24 protein-coding genes and 1 pseudogene are annotated in these 24,877 nt (G+C 30.3%); 6 read left to right on the forward strand and 19 right to left on the reverse strand.

The features are described from left to right. Window positions 1–150: 150 nt before the first annotated feature. The 7 genes and pseudogenes from I6E15_RS06755 to I6E15_RS06785 form a co-directional block, all read right to left on the reverse strand. Window positions 151–1,419, reverse strand: a complete 1,269-nt coding sequence (locus tag I6E15_RS06755) for a serine dehydratase subunit alpha family protein (protein WP_235247091.1) — start codon at window positions 1,417–1,419, stop codon at window positions 151–153. A gap of 19 nt (window positions 1,420–1,438) precedes the next feature. After that, a pseudogene (locus tag I6E15_RS06760) lies at window positions 1,439–2,619 on the reverse strand (MalY/PatB family protein). A 163-nt stretch (window positions 2,620–2,782) separates the two neighbouring features. Continuing rightward, window positions 2,783–3,151 (reverse strand): DUF6672 family protein, encoded by a 369-nt coding sequence (locus I6E15_RS06765; RefSeq protein WP_235247092.1) that lies wholly within the window; start codon window positions 3,149–3,151, stop codon window positions 2,783–2,785. Next, on the reverse strand, window positions 3,151–4,260 hold the full coding sequence (locus I6E15_RS06770; RefSeq protein WP_235247093.1) for an ABC transporter permease: 1,110 nt from the start codon (window positions 4,258–4,260) through the stop codon (window positions 3,151–3,153). Before I6E15_RS06770 ends, I6E15_RS06765 begins: the two co-directional genes overlap by 1 nt. Window position 4,261: 1 nt before the next feature. Next, window positions 4,262–5,287: an ABC transporter permease subunit gene (locus I6E15_RS06775; RefSeq protein ID WP_235247094.1), complete on the reverse strand. Its 1,026-nt coding sequence runs from the start codon at window positions 5,285–5,287 to the stop codon at window positions 4,262–4,264. Next, window positions 5,287–6,882 carry a sugar ABC transporter ATP-binding protein gene (locus tag I6E15_RS06780; RefSeq protein WP_235247095.1) on the reverse strand — a complete coding sequence of 532 codons (1,596 nt, stop codon included), beginning with the start codon at window positions 6,880–6,882 and terminating at the stop codon, window positions 5,287–5,289. Before I6E15_RS06780 ends, I6E15_RS06775 begins: the two co-directional genes overlap by 1 nt. A gap of 131 nt (window positions 6,883–7,013) precedes the next feature. Beyond that, window positions 7,014–8,192: a DUF3798 domain-containing protein gene (locus tag I6E15_RS06785; RefSeq protein ID WP_419180948.1), complete on the reverse strand. Its 1,179-nt coding sequence runs from the start codon at window positions 8,190–8,192 to the stop codon at window positions 7,014–7,016. A 999-nt stretch (window positions 8,193–9,191) separates the two neighbouring features. On the opposite strand from I6E15_RS06785, the gene I6E15_RS06790 reads away from it, so the two are divergent. The 5 genes from I6E15_RS06790 to I6E15_RS06810 all read left to right on the forward strand — a co-directional run bounded on the left by I6E15_RS06790 (window position 9,192) and on the right by I6E15_RS06810 (window position 13,803). Further along, complete coding sequence (locus I6E15_RS06790; RefSeq protein WP_235247096.1) at window positions 9,192–10,337, forward strand: ABC transporter substrate-binding protein; 1,146 nt, start codon at window positions 9,192–9,194, stop codon at window positions 10,335–10,337. 89 nt (window positions 10,338–10,426) lie between these two features. Further along, entirely contained in the window at window positions 10,427–11,311 is an 885-nt protein-coding gene (locus I6E15_RS06795) for a branched-chain amino acid ABC transporter permease (protein ID WP_235247097.1), read from the forward strand. A 15-nt stretch (window positions 11,312–11,326) separates the two neighbouring features. After that, a complete protein-coding gene (locus tag I6E15_RS06800) occupies window positions 11,327–12,304 on the forward strand; it encodes a branched-chain amino acid ABC transporter permease (RefSeq protein ID WP_235247098.1) in 978 nt (325 codons plus the stop codon). Continuing rightward, window positions 12,297–13,076: an ABC transporter ATP-binding protein gene (locus I6E15_RS06805; RefSeq protein WP_235247099.1), complete on the forward strand. Its 780-nt coding sequence runs from the start codon at window positions 12,297–12,299 to the stop codon at window positions 13,074–13,076. Before I6E15_RS06800 ends, I6E15_RS06805 begins: the two co-directional genes overlap by 8 nt. A gap of 4 nt (window positions 13,077–13,080) precedes the next feature. Then, window positions 13,081–13,803, forward strand: coding sequence for an ABC transporter ATP-binding protein (locus I6E15_RS06810; protein ID WP_235247100.1), 723 nt, complete (start codon window positions 13,081–13,083; stop codon window positions 13,801–13,803). Between the two features lie 56 nt (window positions 13,804–13,859). On the opposite strand, the gene atpC is transcribed toward I6E15_RS06810, so the two are convergent. The 12 genes from atpC to I6E15_RS06865 form a co-directional block, all read right to left on the reverse strand. Continuing rightward, on the reverse strand, window positions 13,860–14,267 hold the full coding sequence (atpC, locus tag I6E15_RS06815; protein WP_177160126.1) for an ATP synthase F1 subunit epsilon: 408 nt from the start codon (window positions 14,265–14,267) through the stop codon (window positions 13,860–13,862). A gap of 2 nt (window positions 14,268–14,269) precedes the next feature. After that, window positions 14,270–15,670, reverse strand: a complete 1,401-nt coding sequence (atpD, locus tag I6E15_RS06820) for a F0F1 ATP synthase subunit beta (protein WP_177160127.1) — start codon at window positions 15,668–15,670, stop codon at window positions 14,270–14,272. A gap of 28 nt (window positions 15,671–15,698) precedes the next feature. After that, complete coding sequence (gene atpG, locus I6E15_RS06825; protein ID WP_235247101.1) at window positions 15,699–16,550, reverse strand: ATP synthase F1 subunit gamma; 852 nt, start codon at window positions 16,548–16,550, stop codon at window positions 15,699–15,701. A 14-nt stretch (window positions 16,551–16,564) separates the two neighbouring features. Further along, complete coding sequence (atpA, locus tag I6E15_RS06830; RefSeq protein WP_177160129.1) at window positions 16,565–18,070, reverse strand: F0F1 ATP synthase subunit alpha; 1,506 nt, start codon at window positions 18,068–18,070, stop codon at window positions 16,565–16,567. Window positions 18,071–18,095: 25 nt separating this feature from the next. Continuing rightward, complete coding sequence (gene atpH / locus I6E15_RS06835; protein ID WP_177160130.1) at window positions 18,096–18,623, reverse strand: ATP synthase F1 subunit delta; 528 nt, start codon at window positions 18,621–18,623, stop codon at window positions 18,096–18,098. Continuing rightward, a complete protein-coding gene (atpF, locus tag I6E15_RS06840) occupies window positions 18,623–19,126 on the reverse strand; it encodes a F0F1 ATP synthase subunit B (RefSeq protein ID WP_177160131.1) in 504 nt (167 codons plus the stop codon). Before atpF ends, atpH begins: the two co-directional genes overlap by 1 nt. A 37-nt stretch (window positions 19,127–19,163) precedes the next feature. After that, window positions 19,164–19,436 carry an ATP synthase F0 subunit C gene (atpE, locus tag I6E15_RS06845; protein WP_177160132.1) on the reverse strand — a complete coding sequence of 91 codons (273 nt, stop codon included), beginning with the start codon at window positions 19,434–19,436 and terminating at the stop codon, window positions 19,164–19,166. A gap of 34 nt (window positions 19,437–19,470) precedes the next feature. Next, entirely contained in the window at window positions 19,471–20,283 is an 813-nt protein-coding gene (atpB, locus tag I6E15_RS06850; protein ID WP_177160133.1) for a F0F1 ATP synthase subunit A, read from the reverse strand. An 18-nt stretch (window positions 20,284–20,301) separates the two neighbouring features. Continuing rightward, window positions 20,302–20,676, reverse strand: coding sequence for an ATP synthase subunit I (locus tag I6E15_RS06855; protein ID WP_235247102.1), 375 nt, complete (start codon window positions 20,674–20,676; stop codon window positions 20,302–20,304). Between the two features lie 8 nt (window positions 20,677–20,684). Then, entirely contained in the window at window positions 20,685–20,894 is a 210-nt protein-coding gene (locus I6E15_RS10310; protein ID WP_177160135.1) for an AtpZ/AtpI family protein, read from the reverse strand. A gap of 13 nt (window positions 20,895–20,907) precedes the next feature. Then, window positions 20,908–21,624, reverse strand: a complete 717-nt coding sequence (locus I6E15_RS06860; RefSeq protein ID WP_235247103.1) for a class I SAM-dependent DNA methyltransferase — start codon at window positions 21,622–21,624, stop codon at window positions 20,908–20,910. Window positions 21,625–21,830: 206 nt separating this feature from the next. Further along, entirely contained in the window at window positions 21,831–22,208 is a 378-nt protein-coding gene (locus I6E15_RS06865; protein WP_235247104.1) for a winged helix-turn-helix transcriptional regulator, read from the reverse strand. Between the two features lie 224 nt (window positions 22,209–22,432). Here I6E15_RS06865 and I6E15_RS06870 point away from each other — a divergent pair, with 224 nt between their 5' ends. Continuing rightward, a complete protein-coding gene (locus tag I6E15_RS06870; RefSeq protein WP_235247105.1) occupies window positions 22,433–24,859 on the forward strand; it encodes an FAD-dependent oxidoreductase in 2,427 nt (808 codons plus the stop codon). Window positions 24,860–24,877 lie beyond the last annotated feature (18 nt).

The following is a 24,877-nucleotide window of genomic DNA, read 5'->3' on the forward strand; positions in this document are numbered from 1 at the left end:
ATGCCAAAAGTAGAAGCATGTGCAAAAATGATAGACGAAGCAATGAAAAAATTCTTCTAATCAATTGAGTAAAAATATAACAAACACAAAATAAATTATATGAGTATTTAAGAGGGATAAAATTTTATCCCTCTCTTTTCCTTTTGTTTCTTATTTATTTTTAAATATATCAACTATAACTTTTTCTGTTTCAATCATTCCTGGTGAAGCGATTTTTCCCATGTTCATCATTGTTTTTTCTGGAGTAGCTCCATTTATTCCATGTACATTAAAAATATATACATTATTCATTGCCATTTCTACAGCCCTAAAAGCTGCATCAACAGCTACTATTCCTTTCATTGTACAACCTTGATTTCCTCCATCGCAAATCATTCCTGTTATTCCAGAAGCCATATTATTAATTATATTAGTAATTTCTTGTAAACCTGCTCCTCTTAAATATCCAAGTCCACAAGCTACCCCTGTTCCTCCAGCTATTCCACAACCACAAAAAGCTGATAATCTTCCAGAATATTCTTTTATATATGTACAAATTAAATAACTTAACATTGTTGCTCTTCTAAGTTTTTCTTCACTTAAGCCTTTTACTTTATACTCTGCTAACAATGGAAGAGTTGTTATTATTCCATGAGCTCCTGAACCTGTTATACTCATTGCTGGTTTACTAAGTCCTATAACTCTAGCTTCTATAGCCCCATTACATATAAGTTGTGCTGTATTTAGTGAGTTATCTGAAAATATTTTCCCTCCATTCATTTTCAAAAGCTCTTTTACAAAAGTAGTTCTTTCACTATCCAGTCCCTCTTGAAATAACTCCATATTCACTTTATGAGCTTCCATTACAAAAGCTATCTCAGAAATACTAACATTTTCTATATAATCTAGAATATCTTTTACAGTATATCTAGATAAAATGATTTCTTCTGACACTTCTTCTTTTTTATCTAATTCTTTTGAAAATATTTTTTCTCCATTTTTAGAAATCTCAACTATATTAGTATGAGTTCCCTCTATTTTTACGATACAACTATCTTTTTTAGTTTTTACCTCTGTTTCTATAAAAATATCTGAACTAATTCTATCTAATAAAACTTTTATTTTTCCCTCATTTATCAGTTGTTCAGCTTTTTTATTATCATTAATAGTTACATCTTCTAAAGACTCTAAACCTTTTTCAGCTTTTCCAGCTACAACTCCAAGAGCTGCAGCAAAACTATTTCCAACTTCATTGGAGTTTGGTATCCCACAAGTAAAAGCATTTTTATAAATTCCTGAATTTAATTTTACAACTACACTTTCTACTTCTCCCTCTAAATAACTTTTTGCCTTTGCCACAGAAAAAGCTATAGCTCCCGGTTCTGTTACCCCCAAAGCTGGTTTCATATCATCTTTTATTATTCTGGTTAAAATATTCACAATATCCCTCCATATAATATTATTTTAAATTTTTTAAAGCTTTTTCTATTCTTTCCATAGCCTCTTTTACCATATATCTAGGACAAGCTACATTCATTCTTGCAAATCCTTTTCCGTTACTTCCAAAACTTCCACCATCATTCATAGCAACTTTTGCTTCATTTATTAAAAATTCTTGAATTTTATCTTGAGGAATTTTAGTTCCATTAAAATCCAGCCACATTAAATAAGTTCCCTCTGGTTTTACTACTTTTATTTCTGGTAATTTTTCAGCTATAAAGTCTACTACATATTGCATATTTCCGTCTATGTGTAATATTAATTCTTCTAGCCAATCTTCACATTTTTCATAAGCTGTTTCAAAAGCCACTAAGCTAAATGGATTATTTCTTTTTACGTCCATTTGCCCTAAAATATTATCAAACTCTTTTCTCTCTTCTGCTCTTGGGAAAGTAGCAAAAGATGCTTGAAGTCCTGCTAAGTTAAAAGATTTTGTTGGTGAAAATAGTGTTATAGTTATATCTTCTATATCTTTACTTAGTGATGCCATTGGAGTATGTTTATAACCTGGCATTATTAAATCTCTCCAAATTTCATCTGCTAAAATTCTTACATTATATTTTTTACAAAGCTCTCCCATTTTTAATAGCTCTTCTTTTTTCCAAACTCTTCCTACTGGATTATGTGGATTACATAAAATAAATAACTTTACTTCATCTAATGATAATTTTTTTCTAAATCTTCAAAATCTATTGTGTAATATCCTTTTTCATCTTTTACTAATGGATTTTCAACTAATTCTCTTCCATTATCCTTTACTGCTGATGCAAATGGTGGATAAACTGGAGTTTGAATAAGAATTTTATCACTATTTTTAGTTAACATTTTTACAAGTATTGACATACTAGGAACAACACCTGGACTATGAATTAAACTACTTGGAGAAATCTCATATCCAAATCTTTTCTTTAACCATTCTGTTGCTGTTTTATAATATGAATCTGGTCTGTATACATATCCAAAAATCTCTTGTTCAACTTTTTTCTTCATACTTTCTACTATTTCTGGAGCGGCTTTTATATCCATATCAGCAACCCACATAGGTATCAAATCATTTCTTCCGAATTTCATCTCCATTTCAGCCCATTTAGCAGAATGATTTTCACTTCTGTCTATTCTTTCATTAAAATTATATTTCATTTTCCCCTCCTAAAAATCATACATTTTCTTAATCATTTTTACTTCCCTATCAAAATTATACATTCTTTTAAATTATAAATCCAGTATTTTTATTAAATAGGTTTTATAATTATAAATTCCATAAGAAAAAAGCTACTGCAGCAATCTGCAATAGCTTTTTCCCTTATCTTTTTTCTTTTGTATATTTTAACCAATCTTTTTCATTGTTAGCGATTTTAGAAAGATCTATCTCTTCTCTCTCTCCAATTTTTGCTTTAAATTTTTGAATTATCTCTTTTTTCTCTCCATTGATGTCTTCAAATCTTATTGTGATTGTATGTCCAACTCCTTTTATATCAGCAGCACCTTTTTTAAATGCTCTAACTTTTTTAAATGGAGATTTATCAATACTATATTCTATTACTTTAGGAACTTCTTGTCCTTTTTTTCCATTGCTTAATATTACTTTATGAAGTCTTCCTGTCATAAATAACATAATTGATATTAAGATTGTAATTCCTATTACAACTATCCAACTTACTAATCTTTTCATTATTTATCACCCTCTGCCTTCTCAGAATTTCTCTCTAAAGTAGCTCTTCTTTGTTCCTCTTGCTCTTTTTCTCTTATTCTTTGATGTAAAACAAGTGTTAAAGCAACTACTCCATAAGAAACAAATACTCTAAAATATTCTCCTATATAAGCTGAACCCATTAACTCTTTACCAGCATTTGGTGAAACTATAAATAGCATATGGAATAAAAATACTCCACTTATCGCATTGACGATACTTGCTTTTGAAGCATTAGCTCCTCCAACTAAAAGAGCTGCTATTGAGAACATTCCTATTTGCTCGTGGCTGTTGTAAGTATTCATTGTTCCCATATTTTGTAAATATATTATTTGTCCAAAACCTGCTAGTACAGTTGAAATAACTATCGCAATTATTCTTGTTTTATCAACATCTATTCCAGCTGTTTTTGCAACCTCTATATCTTGACCGATAGCTCTCATATCTTGACCTAGTTTTGTTTTTCTAAACCATACAGTAAAAAATCCAAGAACCATTATAATTAAAAATGTAAATACTGGAATTTCTACTCCGCCTATTGAAAATGATAGAAAACTATCTAAAGACTGTCTAATATTTACTAAGTCTATAGCATTTCTAACTCCATATCCTCTTGATAAAAGAAGTTTTTTATCACTTAAAGGTATCACTTTTCCCATACCATATAAAACAACAAGTTGATAAACTCCATTTATAAAAAATCCTAGTATCATAGAAGTTATCATCTCTCTACCTTTAGCCTTATTTAAAATACTTCCTCCCATTATTCCTAAAAGAATTGAAAATGGTATTGAAATTATACTTGCTAAAAATATTCCCTGCATTCCTACTATTTGCCAATCTGTTATAAATATCAAAGCTATTTGACCTGCCATAGCTCCAAGAACTATTCCAAAGTTAAGTCCCATACCTGCTACAACTGGAATTAAAAGTGATAACACTAAAAATAAATTTCTAGAAAATCTTTGCACTATTTCTTGCATTGTTGAAACAAATCCTAATCCTGAAAGTGGAAAAGCTATAACTATTAATGTTAGCATTAGGATAGGTACTAAATTACTAATTAAAGATTTTTTTAAATTGCTATTCATCTTATCTTTCCCCCTTTCTAGTTAAAGCATAAAGTATCATTCCATTTGATACTATTATTCTTATAGTTTCTGACATATCTGTTTTTATAACTGCATTTACTACACTTGGTGTCATTGTAAGTATTCCTTGAAATAAAAAAGTCCCAACTATTACATTTACAATTGTAGCTTTATTAACTGAAGCCCCTCCAATTAATATTGCAGCTATAGCAGGAAACGCCATATAAAAAGGTGCTAAATAAAGTTGAACAAATCCAAAACTTTGTTGATAGATTACTATTCCCACTGCCGCTAAAACACTTGAAAATATTACAGATTTTATTCTTTCCTTATCTATATTTATTCCTGTTGCTTTAGCAAATTTTTCATTAGTTCCAACAGCTTTCATTGCAAGTCCTGATCTAGTTCTAAAATATATCCATATTATTCCAGCTATCACAGTAAAAATTAAAAGTTCCCCAACTGGAAAATTTCCAAGATTAATATGTAAAGTTTTTTCCAATACTCTATGCCAATAGTTTTCAACACTGACAGTTGTACGAAGTCCTTCTCCACCATATGCCCAAATCATATCAGCACTTTTAAATGGAAGAATAAGCCACATTATACACATTAAAGCAACTGAAGAGAATCCTATATAAGTTGCTATCATCATCTCTCCACCTTTTACTTTATTTAATATCAAACCATAAAGCCAACCAAATATCACTCCAAAGAAAGCTCCCACAAGTATTGCAACTAAAAATCCTCCTATTCCTACAAGTCCCATCTCTATACTTATAACAGCTCCTAAAAGTCCAGCTTCAACTCCTAATGGCATACCAAAGTTTAATCCTGTTCCAGCTTGTATCATTGGAACTAATGATAAAACAAGCACAACATTCATTCCAAATCTTACAAAAGTGTCTCCTAAAGCTGATTTTAAATCCAAACCTATAAAAGGACAAGCCACATACATACTTAGTAGAAACAGACCTATTATTATTCTTGGCCAACCAAATTTCTCAATATATTTATTTATATTCATTATTTACTTCCTCCTACTCCAGTCATATATTTACCAAACTCTATAATATTAGCTTCTGGTGATAATACTCCTGCCACTTTTCCTTCATTTATTACTGCTATTCTGTCGCAAACAGATCTTAATTCTTCCACTTCAGAAGAAGTAATTATTATAGTTGTACCTTTCTTTTGATTATATTCTTTTAAAATATCCAAAACTAATTTTTTAGCTCCAACGTCTATTCCCCTTGTTGGTTCTGATACAAACATAAGTTTTGGATCCATTGTAAAAGCTTTTGCTAAACATACTTTTTGTTGGTTTCCTCCACTTAGCTCATGTACTTTTTGCTTAGAGCTCATACATCTTATTTCTAATTGATCAATATATTTTTTTGCATTTTCTTCTATAGCTTTTTCATCAGAATATTTTATGCACCCAAAAAGTTTTTTTAGGAACATCTCTTTTATTTGAATTGCTGGATAAGCAATATTCATCTCTATTGATTTATCTAATAAAAGTCCTACACCTTTTCTATCTTCTGACACAAAAAACATTCCTTTTTTTAATGGATCTTCAGGGTCATTTATTTTTATCTCTTCGCCATCAAATTTAACTGAACCTGTTGAATAATAAAGTCCCATTACTCCATTAGCAACTCCTATTTTTCCTTGTCCAGCCATTCCAGCAAGTCCTAAAATCTCCCCTCTTCTAACTTTTAAATTAAGATTTTTTACTGTTTCTCCTGGCATATCCACACAAAGATTTTTTATATCTAAGATTGCTTCTGAATCATCTACTTTTAATTTATGTTCTTCATTGTGAACTTCTTCTGTTTCTTCTATTTTTCTTCCTATCATCCATTGAGTTATCTCATCAACATTTGTTTCTTTAGCTGGTACAGAGTTTATCATAACCCCATCTCTTAAAACTACAACTTTATCACAAGCATCTATTATTTCATTTAATCTATGAGTGATAAATATTATTGCAATTCCCTTTCTAGAGAGATTTTTTATTGTGCTAACTAAAACTTCAGCTTCACTTTCTGTCAATACCGCAGTAGGTTCATCTAAAACCAATAATTTTATTTTTTCTCTTTCTATCTCTCTTGCAATCTCTGTAAATTGCATATGAGCTACTGGCATTTGTTGAATATATTCTTCATCATCTATTGTAATTCCTAGTTGGTTAATTGCCCCTTGAGCTCTTTCTTTTGTTTTGCTTTCATCTATTACTTTTATTCTTTCACCAAATAATAACTCTAATAAACTTTGTTTTGTAGTTTCTCTATTAAGAACTATATTTTCTCCAGCAGAAAAACCAGGAATTAATGAAAATTCTTGGTGAACCATTCCAATACCAGATACTAAAGCATCAAAAGGACTATTAAAATTAACTACCTCATCTTCTAGCCTAACTTCTCCGTTATATCCTCCTGTTTCTTTTATAACAGGCATACCGAAGATTATTTTCATAAGAGTAGATTTTCCAGCTCCATTTTCTCCTACAAGCCCTACTATCTCTCCCTCTTTTATTTCTAAATTTATATCTTTTAAAACTATATTCTCTCCAAAAGATTTTGATAGATTAGATATTTTCAGTAATGTTTTACTCATTGACCTCCACCTTTCAACTTTTAAAATATACTAAATAAAATCTCACTAAATTTTATTTAAAATATTTTAAAAAATATGACAAATATAGAAAATCTATATTTGTCATATTCATCATTTTCTATTATTTTTTACTATTTAACACTAAAGTATTTTTCAGGTACTTCTAAACCTGTCATACCTAAATATCCTTTACCAAATACATAAGTATCTTGATATATTAATATGAAGTTATCTCTCTCTACTCCGTCACTATCAACAAAGTAACTTCCGTTCCATCCAGCTCCCGGTGTATTAGCTTTTAATGAATCCATCACAGCATCAAAGTCTAACATTTCTGATTTTCCTTCAACTACATTTACTGCGTGGTCAGCTAATGCTTGAGCTCCTGCAAAGTTGTAAGAGTATGCCCAAGTTCCCATTCTTCCACCAGCACCTTTATCAACTACTGCTTTTTCTACTTTTGCAAGTATTTTTGGCCAATTTCCTCTTTCATCTTCAGAGAATTTTATTCCTAAAGCTCCAGGGTATCCCATTGTTGGAGATGGTAAATCTGCTTCTACAAAGTATCCTCCCTCTTCAGCAACTCTTTTTAATAGTGGCTCTGTATGAGCATCGTTTGTACAGAAGAAAGCAGTTTCTTTTCCATATTGTTTTAACCAGTTAGGAACTTGCTCTAAAATATATTGTTGTGCTCCTGCTACTCCAACATCACTTACTGGGTCTGGAGCAGATACTTCATAGAATCCCATTCCTAAATCTTTTGCTGCTTCTTTCATTATATTTCTTCTTCTTGACATCATTTCGTAGCTTAAATGTCTTGGGAAAGAAACGTGAACAAAGTTTTTAGCTCCCATATCCTTCGCTGCTTTTACCATTAAATATCCTCTAGCTATTGAGTCTGGATATAGAGTTAAATCTGTAACATCAGCTACCATTTCTGGATCTTCGTGTGGATTATTTGCTAATAAAACAATATCAGGTCTTTTATCTCTAACTCTTCTGAATGCTTCCACTGTTCCAGGAATTGCTTCTGTCATAATTATAGCTTTCATTTTTGGGTCATCAGCAAGAGAAGTTATTTGAGTTATAGTTGTTTCCATCTCCTGCATAAAGTTATCTGGATAAGTTAGATGTATAACTTTTCCTCCTTTGTCAGCTCTACCATATTTTTCCATTACAGCTTCTGCTCCTCTTAAAGCATCTTCAGATTGAGATACTGTTCCACTTAATACACCTATATGATAGTCAGCTTCTGAAAATGAAATGGCAGACATTCCCATTAATAAACAACTAAACAATACTTTTTTCATATTTCCCTCCTTAACGACCCCATTTTTTTATTTTTTGTTTTATTTTATAGTATCACTGTATCTATTTCACAAACAGTTTTGTTGTGAGATATTATACTCTTTATTTTCTTAATTGTCAATTTTTTTTAGTGGCTTATTTTTCTAAATTTTATATCACATCATTTCATTTAGTCTCATATTTTATATAATTTTAAAACTTTTAATTTGATTATTTTTTTATAAAATTGCCATTTTTATTACTTAATTAAACGATATTCATTTTTTAGATAACATATATTTATTTTTTATATTTTTTATTTTTTTATTCTAAAATTTATGATTTTTTATAAAAATATATTAAAATATAAAATTTTTTGTTTTTTCACATAATAAAGTTTTTTTACAATCTAACTTTTTTAATATTTTTATTTTTTATCATTATATTTTATTCTATCCAAACTATAATTTTAAATTTTTCACTCTATTTTAAAATGTCATTTATTTTTTTTATAATTAATATCATCTTTATTTATACTAAAGGACTATTTTTTTAATATAGTAAAAATATTTTTTTCTTTTATAATTCAAATAAAAATATAATTTAATAATAAATTTCCTACATTTTAATAAAAAAAATTAAAAATTTTTCTTGCTTTTTTGTTTATTTTGTTTTATACTTACCTCAACAAATAAAAAACGAATTTAAAAAGGAGGAAGAATATGTCTTTAATACTTAGCATAATATTTGTCATATGTATAATACTGATTATAATAAAAAATACAATCAAATATGCAGATGTTTATTGTTAGGGAAAATTTCGGTCATATTCTGTCGCTTCTATTTAAAATAAATTTTGTATAGTTTAAACTAAAATTTTAAAGGATTTTTTAGATTAAACTTTAATTTTCAGGAATGTGATTTTTAATATTAGAAGATTTTGGGATAACCTAACAAGGTTGTCCTTTTTTTATAAAAAAATTTTTAATTGAAATTTTAAATATATTAAGGGAGGGATTTTTATGAAAAAACTAAATACTTTTTTAATGGGTGCTTCTTTATTTCTTGTAGCTTGTGGGGGAACAAAAGAAAATTCTACTGATTCTAACGTTATGAAAGTTGGAGGAATTGGACCTTTAACAGGACCTCTTGCTATCTATGGTGTAAGTTCTACAAATGGTTCTAAACTTGCTATGGAAGAAATCAATAAAAACGGTGGAATTCTTGGAAAACAAGTTGAATACATTGTTCTTGATGAGAAAGGAGACTCTACAGAGGCTGTTACTGCTTACAATAGATTAGTTGATGAAGGAGTTGTAGCTCTTATTGGAGATATCACTTCTAAACCATCACTTGCTGTTGCTGAAGTTGCTGCCCAAGATAATCTTCCTATGATTACTCCAACAGGAACTCAATTTAATATTACTGAAGCTGGAGCAAATGTATTCCGTGTATGTTTTACTGACCCTTATCAAGGTGTCGTTCTTGCAAACTTTGCTAAAAATAACTTAAATGCAAAAACTGTAGCTGTTGTAGTTAATAACTCAAGTGACTATTCTGATGGAGTTGCAAAGGCATTTGTTGAACAAGCTGAAAAACTTGGTTTAAAAGTTGTAGCCAAAGAGGGATATTCTGATGGAGATAAAGATTTCAGAGCTCAACTTACAAAAATTCTTCCAACTAATCCTGATGTTCTTGTAGTCCCAGATTATTATGAACAAGTAGCTTTAATTACTGTTCAAGCTAGAGAAGTTGGACTAAAATCTACTTTCATCGGTCCTGATGGTTGGGACGGAGTATCAAAAACTCTTGACTCTAGTGCTTATGGAGCTGTAGAAAATTCATATTTCACTAACCATTATTCATTACAAGATACTTCTCCAAAAGTTCAAAATTTCTTAAAAGCATATAGAGAAACTTATAATGAAGATCCTTCTGCTTTCTCTGCTTTATCATATGATGCTGCTTATATGTTAAAAGCTGCAATGGAAAAAGCTGGTTCTACTGATAAACAAGCTGTAGTGGATGCTCTTAAAACTCTTGATTATGATGGTGTAACAGGACATTTAACATTCGATAAAAAAAATAACCCTGTTAAAGCTGTTACAGTTTTAAAAATTGTAAATGGTGAATACACATTTGACTCTGTTGTGGAACCTACTAAATAGATAATAATTATGTTAGGAATAGAGCTGAAAATAAAATATAATTTTACTCTCAGCTCTCCTACTTTAAATAAATTTTTAAGGAGAGAAATATGGAATTTTTACTTCAAATTATAAATGGTTTACAGATAGGAAGTATCTATGCTCTTATATCACTTGGATATACAATGGTTTATGGTATTGCTCAATTGATTAACTTTGCTCACGGAGATATTATTATGGTAGGAGCATATGTTTCTCTTTTCAGCATTCCAGCTTTTGCAAGAATGGGATTACCCGTATGGCTTACTATGATACCAGCTATTTTTATTTGTGTTCTTTTAGGTATGCTTACAGAAAGAATAGCTTATAGACCTCTTAGAAATTCTCCAAGAATTTCCAATCTTATTACAGCCATAGGAGTAAGTCTATTCTTAGAAAATCTTTTTATGAAATTATTTACTCCAAATACAAGACCTTTCCCAAAAGTTTTCACTCAACCTCCTTTGACTTTTGGAGGACTTCATTTAAACTTTGGAACTGTGGTTACTATTGCAGTAACACTTGTTCTTTCTATGGGATTACAATATTTTATGAAAAAAACAAAATATGGTAAAGCGATGCTTGCTACGAGCGAGGATTATGGAGCAGCAAAACTTGTTGGAATAAATGTAGATCACACTATCCAACTTACATTTGCAATAGGAAGTGGACTTGCTGCAGTCGCTGCTGTTCTTTATGTAGCTTCTTATCCACAAGTTCAACCTCTTATGGGGTCTATGCCAGGAATTAAGGCATTTATTGCTGCTGTTCTTGGAGGAATTGGAATTCTTCCAGGAGCTGTATTAGGAGGATTTATTCTTGGAATAGTTGAAAGTCTTACAAGGGCATATCTTTCTTCTCAACTTGCAGATGCTTTTGTTTTTGCAATATTAATTATTGTACTTTTAGTAAAACCTACTGGTATTTTAGGTAAAAATATAAGAGAAAAAGTATAGGAGGAGTTTTAAATTATGGATAAATATAAAAAATTAAGTTATATATTTACTCTTGTACTGGTTTTAGTACTTTATGCAGTTATTGGTGGACTTATTGGTCTAGGAATAATCTCAAGATATCAGACAGGTATATTAATTATCATTTGTATCAATATTATTTTAGCTGTTAGTCTTAATATTACAGTTGGTTGTCTTGGACAGATTACAATTGGTCATGCTGGTTTTATGTCTGTGGGAGCTTACGCTGCTGCACTTTTCTCAAAATCAGGAATTATTGACGGAATTCCTGGATATATTTTAGCACTTATTATTGGAGGAATAGTTGCTGGTATAATTGGAGTTATCATAGGTATTCCAGCTTTAAGACTTAACGGAGATTATCTTGCAATAATTACATTAGCCTTTGGAGAAATTATAAGAGTTTTAATAGAATATTTTAAATTTACTGGTGGAGCTCAAGGACTTCGTGGAATTCCACGCACAAGTAGCAGTTTTACGATAATTTATTTTGTGACAATTATTTCTGTTGTGATAATGTTTTCTCTTATGACTAGCCGCCATGGACGTGCTGTTTTAGCTATCCGTGATGATGAAATAGCTAGTGGAGCATCTGGGGTAAATACTACTTATTACAAAACATTTGCATTTACAGTATCAGCTATCTTTGCAGGTGTTGCTGGGGCAGTTTATGCTCATCATTTAGGAATTTTAGGGGCAAAACAATTTGACTTCAATTACTCAATCAACATTCTTACAATGGTTGTTCTTGGAGGAATGGGAAGTTTTACAGGTTCTATTCTTTCTGCTATTGCCCTTACTATTCTACCAGAAATTCTTCGTGGATTTTCTGATTATCGTATGATTATTTATTCATTACTTTTAATTCTAACTATGATATTCCGTCCAACTGGTTTATTTGGACGTAAGGAATTTCAAATCACACCAATTATCAGAAAATTTGTAAAGAGCAAGGAGGAGAAAAAAGATGAATAGCGATAAAGTAATACTTAGTGCAAAATACATCTCAATCACCTTTGGTGCATTAAAAGCTGTAACAGATTTTAATCTTGAAATAAAGGAAAATGAACTTGTTGGTCTTATTGGTCCAAACGGAGCTGGAAAAACGACTGTCTTTAATATTTTGACAGGAGTTTATTCTCCTACAAGTGGAAAATATCAGTTCAATGGAGAAAATATTACAAAAACTCCTACATACAATCTTGTAAAAAAAGGACTTGCTAGAACCTTTCAAAACATAAGACTTTTTAAATATCTATCTGTTCTTGATAATGTTCTTGTAGCAAATAATTTTAATATGAAATATGGTATTTTAAGTGGTATTTTCCGTTTTCCAAATTATTGGAAAGAAGAAAATGAGGCAAAAGAAAAAGCAATGAAACTTTTAAAAATATTTGATCTTGATGGATATGCTGATACTGCAGCTGGAAATCTTCCATATGGAAAACAAAGAAAGCTTGAAATTGCCCGTGCTATGGCAACAAATCCAAAACTTCTTTTACTTGATGAACCTGCAGCTGGTATGAATCCCACTGAAACTGAAGAACTTATGAATACTATTCGTTTAATAAGAGATCGCTTTAATATTGCAATTCTTTTGATTGAACACGATATGAAACTTGTTCTTGGAATCTGTGAAAGATTGGTAGTTCTTGATCATGGAAATATTATTGCATCTGGAAAGCCTGTAAATGTAATCAATGATCCTGCAGTTATTACAGCTTATCTAGGGCAAGAGGAGGAATAATTTTATGGAAAATAAAACAATGCTTGAAATAAAAGATTTACATGTTTATTATGATAATATTCACGCTCTTAAAGGTGTTTCTTTAAAAGTAAAAGAGGGAGAAATTGTTTCTCTTATCGGAGCTAATGGAGCTGGAAAAACTACAACTTTACAAACCATTTCTGGACTAATTTCTTCTAGAGAGGGAAAAATTGTTTTTCATGGAAAAGATATTACAAAAGAAAAGCCTCACTTAATATGTCAGGCTGGAATTGCACAAGTTCCAGAAGGAAGAAGAATTTTTACAAAATTAGCTGTTAAAGATAATTTAAAGTTGGGAGCATTTACAGTGAATGATACTCCTGAAAATCTTGAAAAGGACAGAGCAAAATTCTATAAAAATTTTCCTAGAATGTCTGAAAGAAAAAATCAGATGGCAGGTACACTTTCTGGAGGAGAACAACAGATGCTTGCAATGGGTAGAGCTATTATGAGTAGACCAAAACTTCTTATTTTAGATGAGCCATCTATGGGACTTTCTCCTTTATTTGTTAAAGAAATATTCTCAGTAATCAAAAAATTAAGAGATGACGGAGTTACTATTCTGCTTGTTGAACAAAATGCAAAAATGGCTCTTTCCATAGCCGATTATGCTTATGTTATTGAAACTGGAAAGATCACTCTTGAGGGAAAAGCACAAGATTTATTAAATAATCCTGAAATTAAAAAAGCTTATCTTGGAGCTTAAAAGAAAATATTATAAAAAAATTGAAAGGGGAAAACTCCTCTTTCAATTTTTTATTATTATAATAATTTTTCTGCTACTTTTACTTTCATTAAAGCATCTTGAAGAGATTTTTGAGCTAACATAATTTGTTTATCTTCATTTAATTTCTTCAATTTTTCTTGAGCTAATTGAACTTCTCTTTTAGCAGTTTCTATATCTATTTCTTCTGGAAGTAGAGCTTCATCTACTATTATTACAACTTTATTGCTATTTACTTCAATAAATCCATTTGAAATATAATATTTTACTTCATTACCTTTTTCTATTCTGACTTTTATCTCCTCAGGTTTTAATCCAGCTACAAATGGAGCGTGATTTGGTAAAATTCCCATATCTCCCTCTGTAGTTCTAACCTTTAAAAACTCAATGTCTTGAGAAAATTTTTTTCCAATAGGAGTTACTATTTCAAGTCTAAAGTTTGCCATAATTATTCAGCTCCCTTCAATAACTCTCTTCCTTTAGCAACTGCTTCTTCTATTGTTCCAACATATAAGAATGCTTGTTCTGGTAAATCATCATATTTACCTTCTAGGATTTCTTTAAATCCTCTAACAGTTTCTTTTATAGGAACATATTTTCCTTGCATTCCTGTAAATTGTTCTGCAACTGTAAATGGTTGAGAGAAAAATCTTTCGATTTTTCTAGCTCTTGAAACAGCTAATTTATCTTCGTCAGACAACTCGTCCATTCCTAAGATTGCAATGATATCTTGTAATTCTTTATATCTTTGAAGTACAGCTTGAACTTCTCTAGCTACTTGATAATGTTCTTTTCCAACTATCTCAGGATCTAGTGCTTTAGATGTTGAATCTAATGGGTCAACTGCTGGATAGATTCCAAGTGATGCTATTCTTCTTGAAAGAACTGTTGTAGCATCTAAGTGAGAGAATGTTGTTGCTGGTGCAGGGTCTGTTAAGTCGTCTGCTGGTACATATACAGCTTGAACTGATGTGATTGATCCTGTTTTTGTAGAAGTAATTCTTTCTTGTAAAGCTCCCATTTCTGTAGCTAGGTTTGGTTGGTATCCAACTGCTGATGGTGTTCTTCCAAGTAGAGCTGATACTTCTGATCCAGCTTGTGTAAATCTGAATATATTATCTATAAATAAAAGAACGTCTTGTCCCTCTTTATCTCTAAAGTTTTCTGCAATAGTAAGTCCTGTAAGTCCTACTCTAAGTCTTGCTCCAGGTGGCTCATTCATTTGTCCATATACAAGAGATGTTTTTGATAAAACTCCTGACTCAGTCATTTCGTTATAAAGGTCTCTACCTTCTCTTGTTCTTTCTCCAACCCCTGCAAAAACAGAAAGTCCTCCATGTCCTTTTGCTATATTGTTAATAAGTTCCATTATAAGAACTGTTTTTCCTACTCCAGCTCCTCCGAATAGTCCTATTTTTCCCCCTTTGATATATGGAGCTAATAAGTCTATTACTTTTATTCCAGTTTCAAATATCTCAACTTCAGTTCCTTGAGATTCGAAATCTGGTGCTGGTCTATGAATAGGAAGTTTCTCTTCTGTAGTTATTGGTCCGTTATTATCAACAGGTTGTCCTAATACGTTTAGGATTCTTCCAAGAACAGCTTTTCCTACTGGTACTGTTATTGGAGCTCCTGTATCTATAACTTCCATACCTCTTTGTAATCCGTTAGTATCATCCATTGCTATTGTTCTTACCATATTATTCCCAATGTGTTGGGCAACTTCAAGAACTAATTCTTTATCTCCATTTTGTACTTTTAGAGCATTGTATATCTTAGGTAAGTTGTCTTTAAATAGAATATCTACTACTGGTCCTATTACCTGTGTAAGAACTCCTCTATTTTCCAATTTGTTAACCTCCCTGTTATTTGGTTTGTTATTTAAGAGCAGGTGCTCCTCCAACAATCTCTGTTATCTCTTGAGTTATTGCAGCCTGTCTTTCTCTGTTATATTGTAAATTCAATTCTTTCATCATTTCTTCTGCATTGTCGTTTGCACTCTTCATAGCATTTTTTCTAGCTGAATGCTCACTAGCTGTATTTTCTAACATTGCTTGATATAATTCTATATTTATATATTTTGGCAATAAATCAGATAAAACAGCTTCTGCATCTGGCTCAAAAATATATGACATATTTTTGTTTGTTTCTACTCTTTCAATAGGAATTATTTTCTTAGCCAAAAGATCACTTCTTAGAGCTGAAATAAATTTATTGTAAACTAAATAAACTTCGTCAAATATTTCAGAATAATAATATTCTACAATATTTTCACTTATCTCTTTAGCTTTATCATAAATTGCTTCTGGCACAATTTGAGTATATTCAGCTTTTATGTCATAGCCTCTTTTTGAACAATACTCTTTTCCTTTTTTACCAATAACAATAACTGATATTTTTTTATCTTTGTTGTTTTCTTCTACTTCTTTTAATTTTTTTAGAGTCATACTGTTAAAACTTCCACAAAGTCCTCTGTCAGAAGTCATAACTATGATACCTATCTTTTTAACAGTTTCTCTCCCATCAAAAAGAGGGTGTTTTTCTGCTTTTATTCCAGCAGCAATATTTGACATTATTCCGTGAATACTTTCTGAATAATCACGAGATTTCAAAACTTTCTCTGAAAACTTTTTAAATTTTGTAGTGGAAACAACTTCCATAGCTTTTGTTATTTGGTGAGTAGACTGTACACTTTTTATTCTACTTTTTATTTCTTTAGAACCAGCCATATGCTCACCTCTTTTTATTTAATATATGATTTTTTAAATTCAGTTATTGCATCTGATATTTTCTTTTCTAATTCCTCATCAAGAGCTTTTTTCTCTCTTATTGTTTTTAATATATCTGTTGTATTTTTTAATTCTTTTATTAATGATACTTCAAAATCTAGAACTTTATCAACAGGAATATCATCAAAGAAACCTTTAGTTACTGCGTAGAAAGATATTACTTGTTCTTCTACTGGGTAAGGTTTGTTTTGAGGTTGTTTTAACATAGCCATTATTCTATGTCCTCTTTCTAATTGAGCCTTAGTTGATTTATCTAGGTCTGATCCAAATTGAGCAAATGTTAAAAGCTCTGTATATTGTGCAAGTTCTAGTTTAACTTTTGCAGCAACTTGTTTCATAGCTTTTATTTGAGCTGCTCCTCCAACCCTTGATACAGATATACCTGCGTCGATAGCTGGTCTGAATCCTGAGTTGAATAGTTGTGAATCAAGGAATATTTGTCCGTCTGTAATTGATATTACGTTTGTTGGAATGTATGCTGCTACGTCTCCAGCTTGTGTTTCAATGATAGGTAAAGCTGTTATAGAACCTCCACCTAATTCATCAGAAAGTTTTGCTGCTCTTTCAAGAAGTCTTGAGTGTAGATAGAATACGTCTCCAGGATATGCCTCTCTTCCAGGTGGTCTTTTTAATAGAAGGGACATTTCTCTATAGGCAACAGCATGTTTTGTAAGGTCATCATATACTATTAATACATGTTCCCCTTTGTCCATAAAATATTCTCCCATAGCAACTCCTGCATATGGTGCCATATATTGTAATGGTGCTGCTTCAGAAGCTGTAGCTGCTACTATTGTAGTATATTCCATAGCTCCTAAATCTTCTAATTTTTTATAAATTTGAGCTACTGTAGATCTTTTTTGTCCAATAGCTACATAGATACATTTTACTCCTGTACCTTTTTGGTTAATGATAGCGTCAACTGCAACAGCAGTTTTTCCTGTTTGTCTATCTCCAATTATAAGTTCTCTTTGTCCTCTACCAATAGGAACCATTCCGTCAATTGATTTTATTCCTGTTTGTAGTGGTTCAAATACTGGTTTTCTTGATATTATTCCTGATGCTTTTCTTTCAAGTTCCATGTATTTAACAGGAGTGATTTCTCCTTTTCCGTCAATAGGTTCTCCTAAAGCGTTAACTACTCTTCCTAAAAATTCTTCACCAGCTGGTATTGAAACTATTCTACCAGTTGATTTTACTTCGTCTCCCTCTCTGATTTGAGAGAAATCTCCGAATATAATAACCCCTACGTTATTTTCTTCTAGGTTAAGTACCATTCCCATTATTTTGTTAGGGAATTCTAGTAACTCTCCAGCTTTTGCATCGCTAAGTCCATAAACTCTGGCAATACCGTCTCCTACTTCCAATACAGATCCTGAAGTTTTAATATCAAGGCTTTTTTTATAGTTTTCTATTTCAGTTTTTATAATATTACTAACCTCTTCTGGTCTGATTCTCACCTAATACACCTCCAATATGTGTATGTTAATTTTGTTTAGCCAATGTTGATAGTTGAGTTTTAATAGTTCCATCTATTATTTTATCTCCTATTTTTAGGATTCCTCCACCTATTATTGACTTATCTACATTTACTTTAATATTTACTTTTTTCTTTGTACTCTTTTCCAAATTAGCTACAAGTTTAGCTTTTTGAGCTTCAGTAAGTTCCATAGCAAAAGTAGCTTCTACATCTAAAATTTGATTTTTTGCATAATATATTTTTAGATATTCTGCCACAATCTCTCTTATATCAGAAACTCTTCCCTTATCTAATAGATAAAATAATATGTTTTTTACCTCTTGAGATTCATCAACAAAAATTTTATCTAAAAAGCTCTTTTTCTCTTCCAATGAGATTAATGGGTGGTCTATAAGATTTTTAAACTCTTTATCTTTTAGATACATTTCCATTAAACTGTTAAGTGCTTCGTATATCTCTTGTAAATTATTATTAGATTCTCCTACAGAAAAGATAGCTTCTGCATATCTTCTTCCGACTTTATTGTCTGCCATTATAGTTCTCCCATTTCATCTATAAAGTTATCTACAAGAGCACTTCCTTTTTTAGAATCTAATTTTTCGTTTATGATTTTTTCAGCAAGTTGGATAGCAAGTTTTTGCATTTCTTCTTTTACTTCTTTTCTTGCTCTTTCTTTCATTTTTACAACTTCTATTTCAGCACTTTTAAGCATTTTATCTCTTTGGAATGTAGCACTTTTTATTATTTCTTCTCTTCTTTCATCTGCTTTTTTCTCAGCATTTGTAATTATTTCATGAGCTTCATCTTTAGCTTCTCTTAATATTATTTTAGCCTTTTCTATTTCAGAATTAGCTATTTCTCTATCTTTTTTAGCTTCCTCTAAATCTCCTGATATTTGTTCTCTTCTCTCTTTTAAGATTTTAGCTAATGGTTTTTTAAAGAATTTATTAAACACAACTACTAAAATAAAGAAGTTTATTATTTGCCAAAACATATTGATATCAATTGAAATAGCGGGCATTGTTTGTGCTGCCAAAATGCTCCCTCCTTTCCATTTTTAAAATATCAATTCATTAGTTTGCTAACATTGATATAAATGGATTTGCATATAGTAATATCATTGCAACAACTAGAGAGTAAATACCTGTTGACTCAGATATCGCTTGTCCTAAAATCATTGTAGAAATTATATCTCCTTTAGCTTCTGGTTGTCTTGCTACAGCTTCTACTGCTTTACCAGCTGCATAACCTTCTCCAATCCCTGGTCCTAATCCAGCTATCATTGCACATCCTGCACCTACTGCTGACGCTGCTAAAACTACTGTTTTTGCTAATAACATATCCATATTGTTTTACCTCCTAAAATTTTTATTTTTTATATTAATTATTTACCAACTCATTAGGCTCAGAATCACCTAATGCTCCTTGTATATGTACAAGGGCTAGCATTGTAAATACAAAACTTTGTACCGCTCCACTGAATAAGTCAAAATATAAATGAAGTGGTGCTGGTATTACTGCTGGAACAGCTTTATATAAAAGTCCTAATATAACCATTCCTGCGAACATATTTCCAAACAATCTGAAAGACATATTTACTGGTTTAGCTAACTCTCCAATTATATTAAGTGGTAATAATATTGGTACTGGTTCTGTAAAACCTTTAAAATATCCTAACACACCTATCCTTGATATATTAGTTCCAACAAATACTATTGTTGTCAATAAAGCTAATCCAACTGTAGTATTCAAATCTGCTGTTGGAGCTCTAAAAGCTGGAGCTAATACCATTCCTGTGGCATCTTTTGAAAGCCAAGGTATTGGGAAAAACGTTAGAATATTTCCTGTAAATATGAACAGACACAAACAAGAAATAAAACTGAAGTATTTCTTTTTCCATTTACCTATCATCTGATTTATAATTCCGTCTAAGAAATTATATAATGACTCAAGTAAGATTTGTAATTTAGATTCTGGAACTAGCTTCATATTTCTTGTTCCCATCTTAAATAATAAGAATAGGACAAATATACAGAACCAACTTCCTACTACTGTCATTGTAACAGGTAAACCCACTCTTCCATTTCCCATTGCTACCCCTAGAGGTAATTTTTCAAGAAACTCTGGAAGTGGAATGAAAAAAGCTATCTTTGGTCCTTCCACTAGAGGTGGAGTAATAAATGTTACGCTCATAAGAATCTCCTCTCTTTTTTATTTTAAGTACTTATCTTTCCATTTTAAAAGATTTTTATATAAAACCACTAGTAATATATTAAATTTTACATTTAACAAACCTATGGCAGTACCTAACATCATTGCTAAGTCAAAGAAATATGATGCTCCTGCTAAAACCAAAAGATATATAGCATATCTTTTTAGATATCCCAAAACTCCTGATTTAAAATTCGCTCCCTTGATTATACTTGTTTTTACATCTATGTATATCATATAAAAACAAAGGATAGAAACTAAAGAACCCCCAAACATTCCTATATATACTTCTCTACTTCTAATTAAAACTCCATAAATAAGAATTACTAAAGAAGTGATAGTTGAATTTTTTATAATTTTTTTTACCTCTTCCATAATTCTCCTTATTTTTTCATTATCATTCTATAAACGTTATAAAACCCACTTGCTACCCCTAAAAATAAAAAAATTATGAATAGCAACTGGCTTTTAAACAAAAATTTTTCTATTAATTTATAAATTCCTAAAGATACCAATATATTTCCCATTATTGTAAAACCTAAAGTTCCCAATAAGGCAAAATATTTAAAAAAATCTTTATTAAACTTTAACATTTTTATCACTTTTTTATTTATTTTTTAAAATATAAAAATATCTTTTCCCTGCCAAATCTTGATTTTCTTCACATTTCTCCAAAGAAAGACCTGAATTTTTTACACAGTCTTCAATCTCTTTGTAAGTAAATATTCTTTTTTCATAAAACTCATTTAGTCTATCATAAGTTCCATTTTTATTTTTTATAAAATATGAAGCCTCTATCTGATCTAAGTTTTCCTCTTCGTCATAAAAATGCTCCCATATCATTGCAAAATCTTTTCTTGAATCTGCATAAATATCATTTGGAAACATCTTTTCCATAAACTCTCTATCCACTACATCAAAAATATAGATACCATTTTCATTTAAAGAATTTTTTACACTATTAAACAAATCATTTAAATCTTCTAATGAAGTAAGATGATTTACTGTATCGAAAAATGAATAGATTACATCATATTTTTCATTTGTGTCAAACTCTCTCATATCTCCAAGAAATAGAGGAACATTTTTTCCTTTTAGTTTTATCTTAGCTTTTTTTAACATTCCCTCTGAAAGATCTAACCCAGAACATTGATATTTTTCACTAAGTCTTACTAAAGTCTCTCCTGTTCCACAACCTAAATCTAAAATTTTATTTCCTGATTGATTATAATCCTTAATATAACTTTCTAATAAAGAAACCCATTCATTATAATCACAAATTTCCATAAATTTATCATAAACTTTCGAAAAATTTTTATACATAAATATCCTCTATTTTTTATATCTTTTTTATATTATAATAATTTATTTTTTATATGATTAGGTAAAACTTAACATTCCACCTACAATATACCCATTATCTCACAAAATTTTTTATATAGCAAGTTAAATTAAATCTTTTAATTTTTTTATATTAAATTTTTCTTCCTGAAATATCAAATTTTAACCACACTTTTTTATGTAACATATTATCTTTCCACAGTTTCTTTGTCATCAGGTATATCCATTTTGAAATTTTTATAATCCATTGAGTGAGCGTAATTTTTCCCCCATTCTATCAAAGAGGTCAGAATCGGAATTAAACTTTTTCCACATTCGGTTAAAGAATATTCTACCTTTGGTGGTACGACTGGATAAACTTTTCTTGTTATAAGCATATCATTTTCTAATTCTCTCAACTGTCTTGTTAACATTCTTTCATTTATACTAGGAATAAATCTTTTTAAATCGCTGTGTCTTGCTACTCCATTATGATTTATGTAATATAAAATTATTGGTTTCCACTTTCCACCCATTATATCAAGTGTCATTTCAAAATAGCAGTTATATTGTTTTTTTAAATCCATATTCTCCCCTCCTCATATATTATTATAAAAAAAATTTTATTTTTTCTAATATAATATATTTTATAACTTACTGATAAAAAAGTAAATATGGACAAAAAAGACTGTACTTTACTTTAAATGATAATTATTTTATAATTGAAATATACACAATTTTTAAAAAAATAAAATTAAAAATTTTAAAATAAAGATATCTTTTCATTGTTATAATTTAAGGAGGGATAGTTATGAAAAAAGTTTTAATTGTTGGTGGAGTTGCTGGTGGAGCTTCTACTGCCACTAGACTTAGAAGATTAAATGAAGATTTAGAAATAATTTTATTTGAAAAAGGACAACACGTTTCTTTTGCCAATTGTGGTTTACCATATCATATTGGTGGAGTAATTGAAAATAGAGAAAGTTTATTAGTTCAAACTCCTGAAAGTTTAAAAGAAAGATTTAATCTTGATATAAGAGTTAATAGTGAGGTTATCTCAGTAAATTCTCAAGAAAAATCTGTAATGGTTAAAACTAAAAATGGAGAAGAGTACAAAGAATCTTTTGATTATCTTGTATTAGCTCCTGGAGCAAAACCTTTAGTTCCTCCTATTGATGGAATTGGCGGAAAAAATATCTATACTCTTAGAAATGTAACTGACCTTGATAAAATTATGGAAAAAATAAAATCTGTTAAAGAGGCTATTGTTATTGGTGGAGGATTTATCGGAGTAGAAGTTGCTGAAAATCTACAAGAGATAGGTATCACAACAACTCTTATAGAGGCTGCTCCTAATATATTAGCTCCTTTCGACAGCGAGATGTCAAATATTTTAGAGGCTCAGCTTGCAAACAACGGAATTAATCTACTAACAAATAATAAAGTTATAAAATTCCAAAATGAAGATGAAGAAGTTTTAGTTTCTCTTGAAAATGGAAATGTTATTAAAGGAGATATCGTAATTTTAGCTATTGGTGTTTCTCCTGATACAAAGTTTTTAAATAATTCTGGAATAAATCTTGGAGAGAGAGGTCATATATTAGTAAATGAGCATCTTGAAACTAACATAAAAGATATTTACGCCCTTGGAGATGCTATCCTTGTAAAACATTTTGTAACTGGTCAAGATGTGGCTATCGCCCTTGCTGGTCCTGCTAATAGACAAGGAAGAATTGTAGCTGGAAATATTTCTGGAAAAGATGAGATTTATAAAGGAAGTTTTGGAACTTCTATAATAAAAGTTTTTAATCTTACTGGAGGAGCTACTGGATTAAATGAAAGAAGTTTAAAATCTCTTGGTAAAAACTTTGAAAAAATCTATCTTCACCCTAATGACCACGCTGGATATTATCCAGGAGCTACACCTATCTCTATAAAACTTTTATATGAAAAAGAAACTAAAAAAGTTTTGGGAGCTCAAGCTGTTGGACTTAATGGTGTTGATAAATTTATAGATGTTATTGCAACGGTTCTTAAATTTAGAGGAACTATTGATGATTTGTCTGAACTTGATTTAGCTTATTCTCCACCTTATTCTTCTGCAAAATCTCCTGCAAATATGAGTGGATTTATTGGTCAAAATATAGAAGATGGTTTAATAGAGCAATCATATGTTGAAGATCTTGAAAATTTCGACAGAGAAAAACAAATAATTTTAGATGTAAGAGAAGAGCTTGAACTTATTGGCGGAAAATTTGAAAATTCTATAAATATTCCTCTTAGCCAATTAAGAAAAAGATTTTCTGAACTTCCAAAGGATAAAGAAATTTTAACTTATTGTGCTGTTGGGCTTAGAGGGTATATTGCTAGTAGATTTTTAATATCTAAAGGGTACAAAGTAAAAAATATTGCTGGTGGATTTAAAAGCAAATTATCTGAAATAAAAGTTTCAAAAAAAGAAATAAATAATGAAATAAAAAATGATAATAATACTCCCATTGATGAAAAAGATTATCTAAATCTTTCTGGACTTTCTTGCCCAGGACCACTTGTAAAAATAAAAAATAAAATCGACGAACTTAACCAAGACGATATTTTAAAAGTAAAAGTTACTGATCCAGGATTTTATAACGATATTCAAAGTTGGGCTAAGGTTACAAAAAATAGATTGGTTGAACTTAAAAAACAAGATAAAACAATCTATGCTACTTTACAAAAAGGTTTGGGAAATGAAATAAATTCTAATAACAAAGAAAATAAAATTATTGAAACTAATGATGCTATGACTATTGTAGTTTTTAGTGGAGAGCTAGACAAAGCTATCGCGGCATTTATTATTGCAAATGGAGCTTTAGCAATGGGAAAAAAAGTAACAATGTTCTTTACTTTCTGGGGATTATCAATCCTTAGAAAAAAATCTCTACCAAATAAATCAAGCTTAGAAAAAATGTTTGATATGATGCTTCCAAAAAATAGCAAAGGTTTACCTCTATCAAAAATGAACTTCTTCGGAATGGGATCTAAAATGATCAGAGATATAATGAATAGGAAAAATATTATGTCTCTTGAAGAACTTATGAAAAAAAGTATAGAAGATGGAGCTAACTTAGTGGCTTGTACTATGTCAATGGACGTTATGGGAATAAAAGAGGAAGAATTAGTTGATGGAATCTCTTTTGGTGGCGTAGGACAATATCTTGGTGAAGCTGACAAATCAAATAATAATCTGTTCATTTAACTTATCATAGTTTTTCTC

Origin of the sequence: Fusobacterium perfoetens, assembly GCF_021531475.1 — a bacterium.
In the GTDB taxonomy this organism is placed as follows: Bacteria; Fusobacteriota; Fusobacteriia; order Fusobacteriales; family Fusobacteriaceae; genus Fusobacterium_B.

Coding starts and splice junctions, on each gene's coding strand:
- atpC (WP_177160126.1), bottom strand. CDS start 14,267: ATGGCAAACTTTAGACTTGAAATAGTAACTCCTATTGGAAAAAAATTT.
- atpB (WP_177160133.1), bottom strand. CDS start 20,283: ATGAGCGTAACATTTATTACTCCACCTCTAGTGGAAGGACCAAAGATA.
- I6E15_RS06790 (WP_235247096.1), top strand. CDS start 9,192: ATGAAAAAACTAAATACTTTTTTAATGGGTGCTTCTTTATTTCTTGTA.
- I6E15_RS06870 (WP_235247105.1), top strand. CDS start 22,433: ATGAAAAAAGTTTTAATTGTTGGTGGAGTTGCTGGTGGAGCTTCTACT.
- I6E15_RS06775 (WP_235247094.1), bottom strand. CDS start 5,287: ATGAATATAAATAAATATATTGAGAAATTTGGTTGGCCAAGAATAATA.
- I6E15_RS10310 (WP_177160135.1), bottom strand. CDS start 20,894: ATGTTAAAGTTTAATAAAGATTTTTTTAAATATTTTGCCTTATTGGGA.
- I6E15_RS06865 (WP_235247104.1), bottom strand. CDS start 22,208: ATGGATTTAAAAAAACAATATAACTGCTATTTTGAAATGACACTTGAT.
- atpH (WP_177160130.1), bottom strand. CDS start 18,623: ATGGCAGACAATAAAGTCGGAAGAAGATATGCAGAAGCTATCTTTTCT.
- I6E15_RS06770 (WP_235247093.1), bottom strand. CDS start 4,260: ATGAATAGCAATTTAAAAAAATCTTTAATTAGTAATTTAGTACCTATC.
- I6E15_RS06805 (WP_235247099.1), top strand. CDS start 12,297: ATGAATAGCGATAAAGTAATACTTAGTGCAAAATACATCTCAATCACC.
- I6E15_RS06795 (WP_235247097.1), top strand. CDS start 10,427: ATGGAATTTTTACTTCAAATTATAAATGGTTTACAGATAGGAAGTATC.
- atpG (WP_235247101.1), bottom strand. CDS start 16,550: ATGGCTGGTTCTAAAGAAATAAAAAGTAGAATAAAAAGTGTACAGTCT.
- I6E15_RS06810 (WP_235247100.1), top strand. CDS start 13,081: ATGGAAAATAAAACAATGCTTGAAATAAAAGATTTACATGTTTATTAT.
- I6E15_RS06780 (WP_235247095.1), bottom strand. CDS start 6,882: ATGAGTAAAACATTACTGAAAATATCTAATCTATCAAAATCTTTTGGA.
- atpE (WP_177160132.1), bottom strand. CDS start 19,436: ATGGATATGTTATTAGCAAAAACAGTAGTTTTAGCAGCGTCAGCAGTA.
- I6E15_RS06785 (WP_419180948.1), bottom strand. CDS start 8,192: ATGAAAAAAGTATTGTTTAGTTGTTTATTAATGGGAATGTCTGCCATT.
- I6E15_RS06855 (WP_235247102.1), bottom strand. CDS start 20,676: ATGGAAGAGGTAAAAAAAATTATAAAAAATTCAACTATCACTTCTTTA.
- I6E15_RS06800 (WP_235247098.1), top strand. CDS start 11,327: ATGGATAAATATAAAAAATTAAGTTATATATTTACTCTTGTACTGGTT.
- I6E15_RS06765 (WP_235247092.1), bottom strand. CDS start 3,151: ATGAAAAGATTAGTAAGTTGGATAGTTGTAATAGGAATTACAATCTTA.
- I6E15_RS06860 (WP_235247103.1), bottom strand. CDS start 21,624: ATGTATAAAAATTTTTCGAAAGTTTATGATAAATTTATGGAAATTTGT.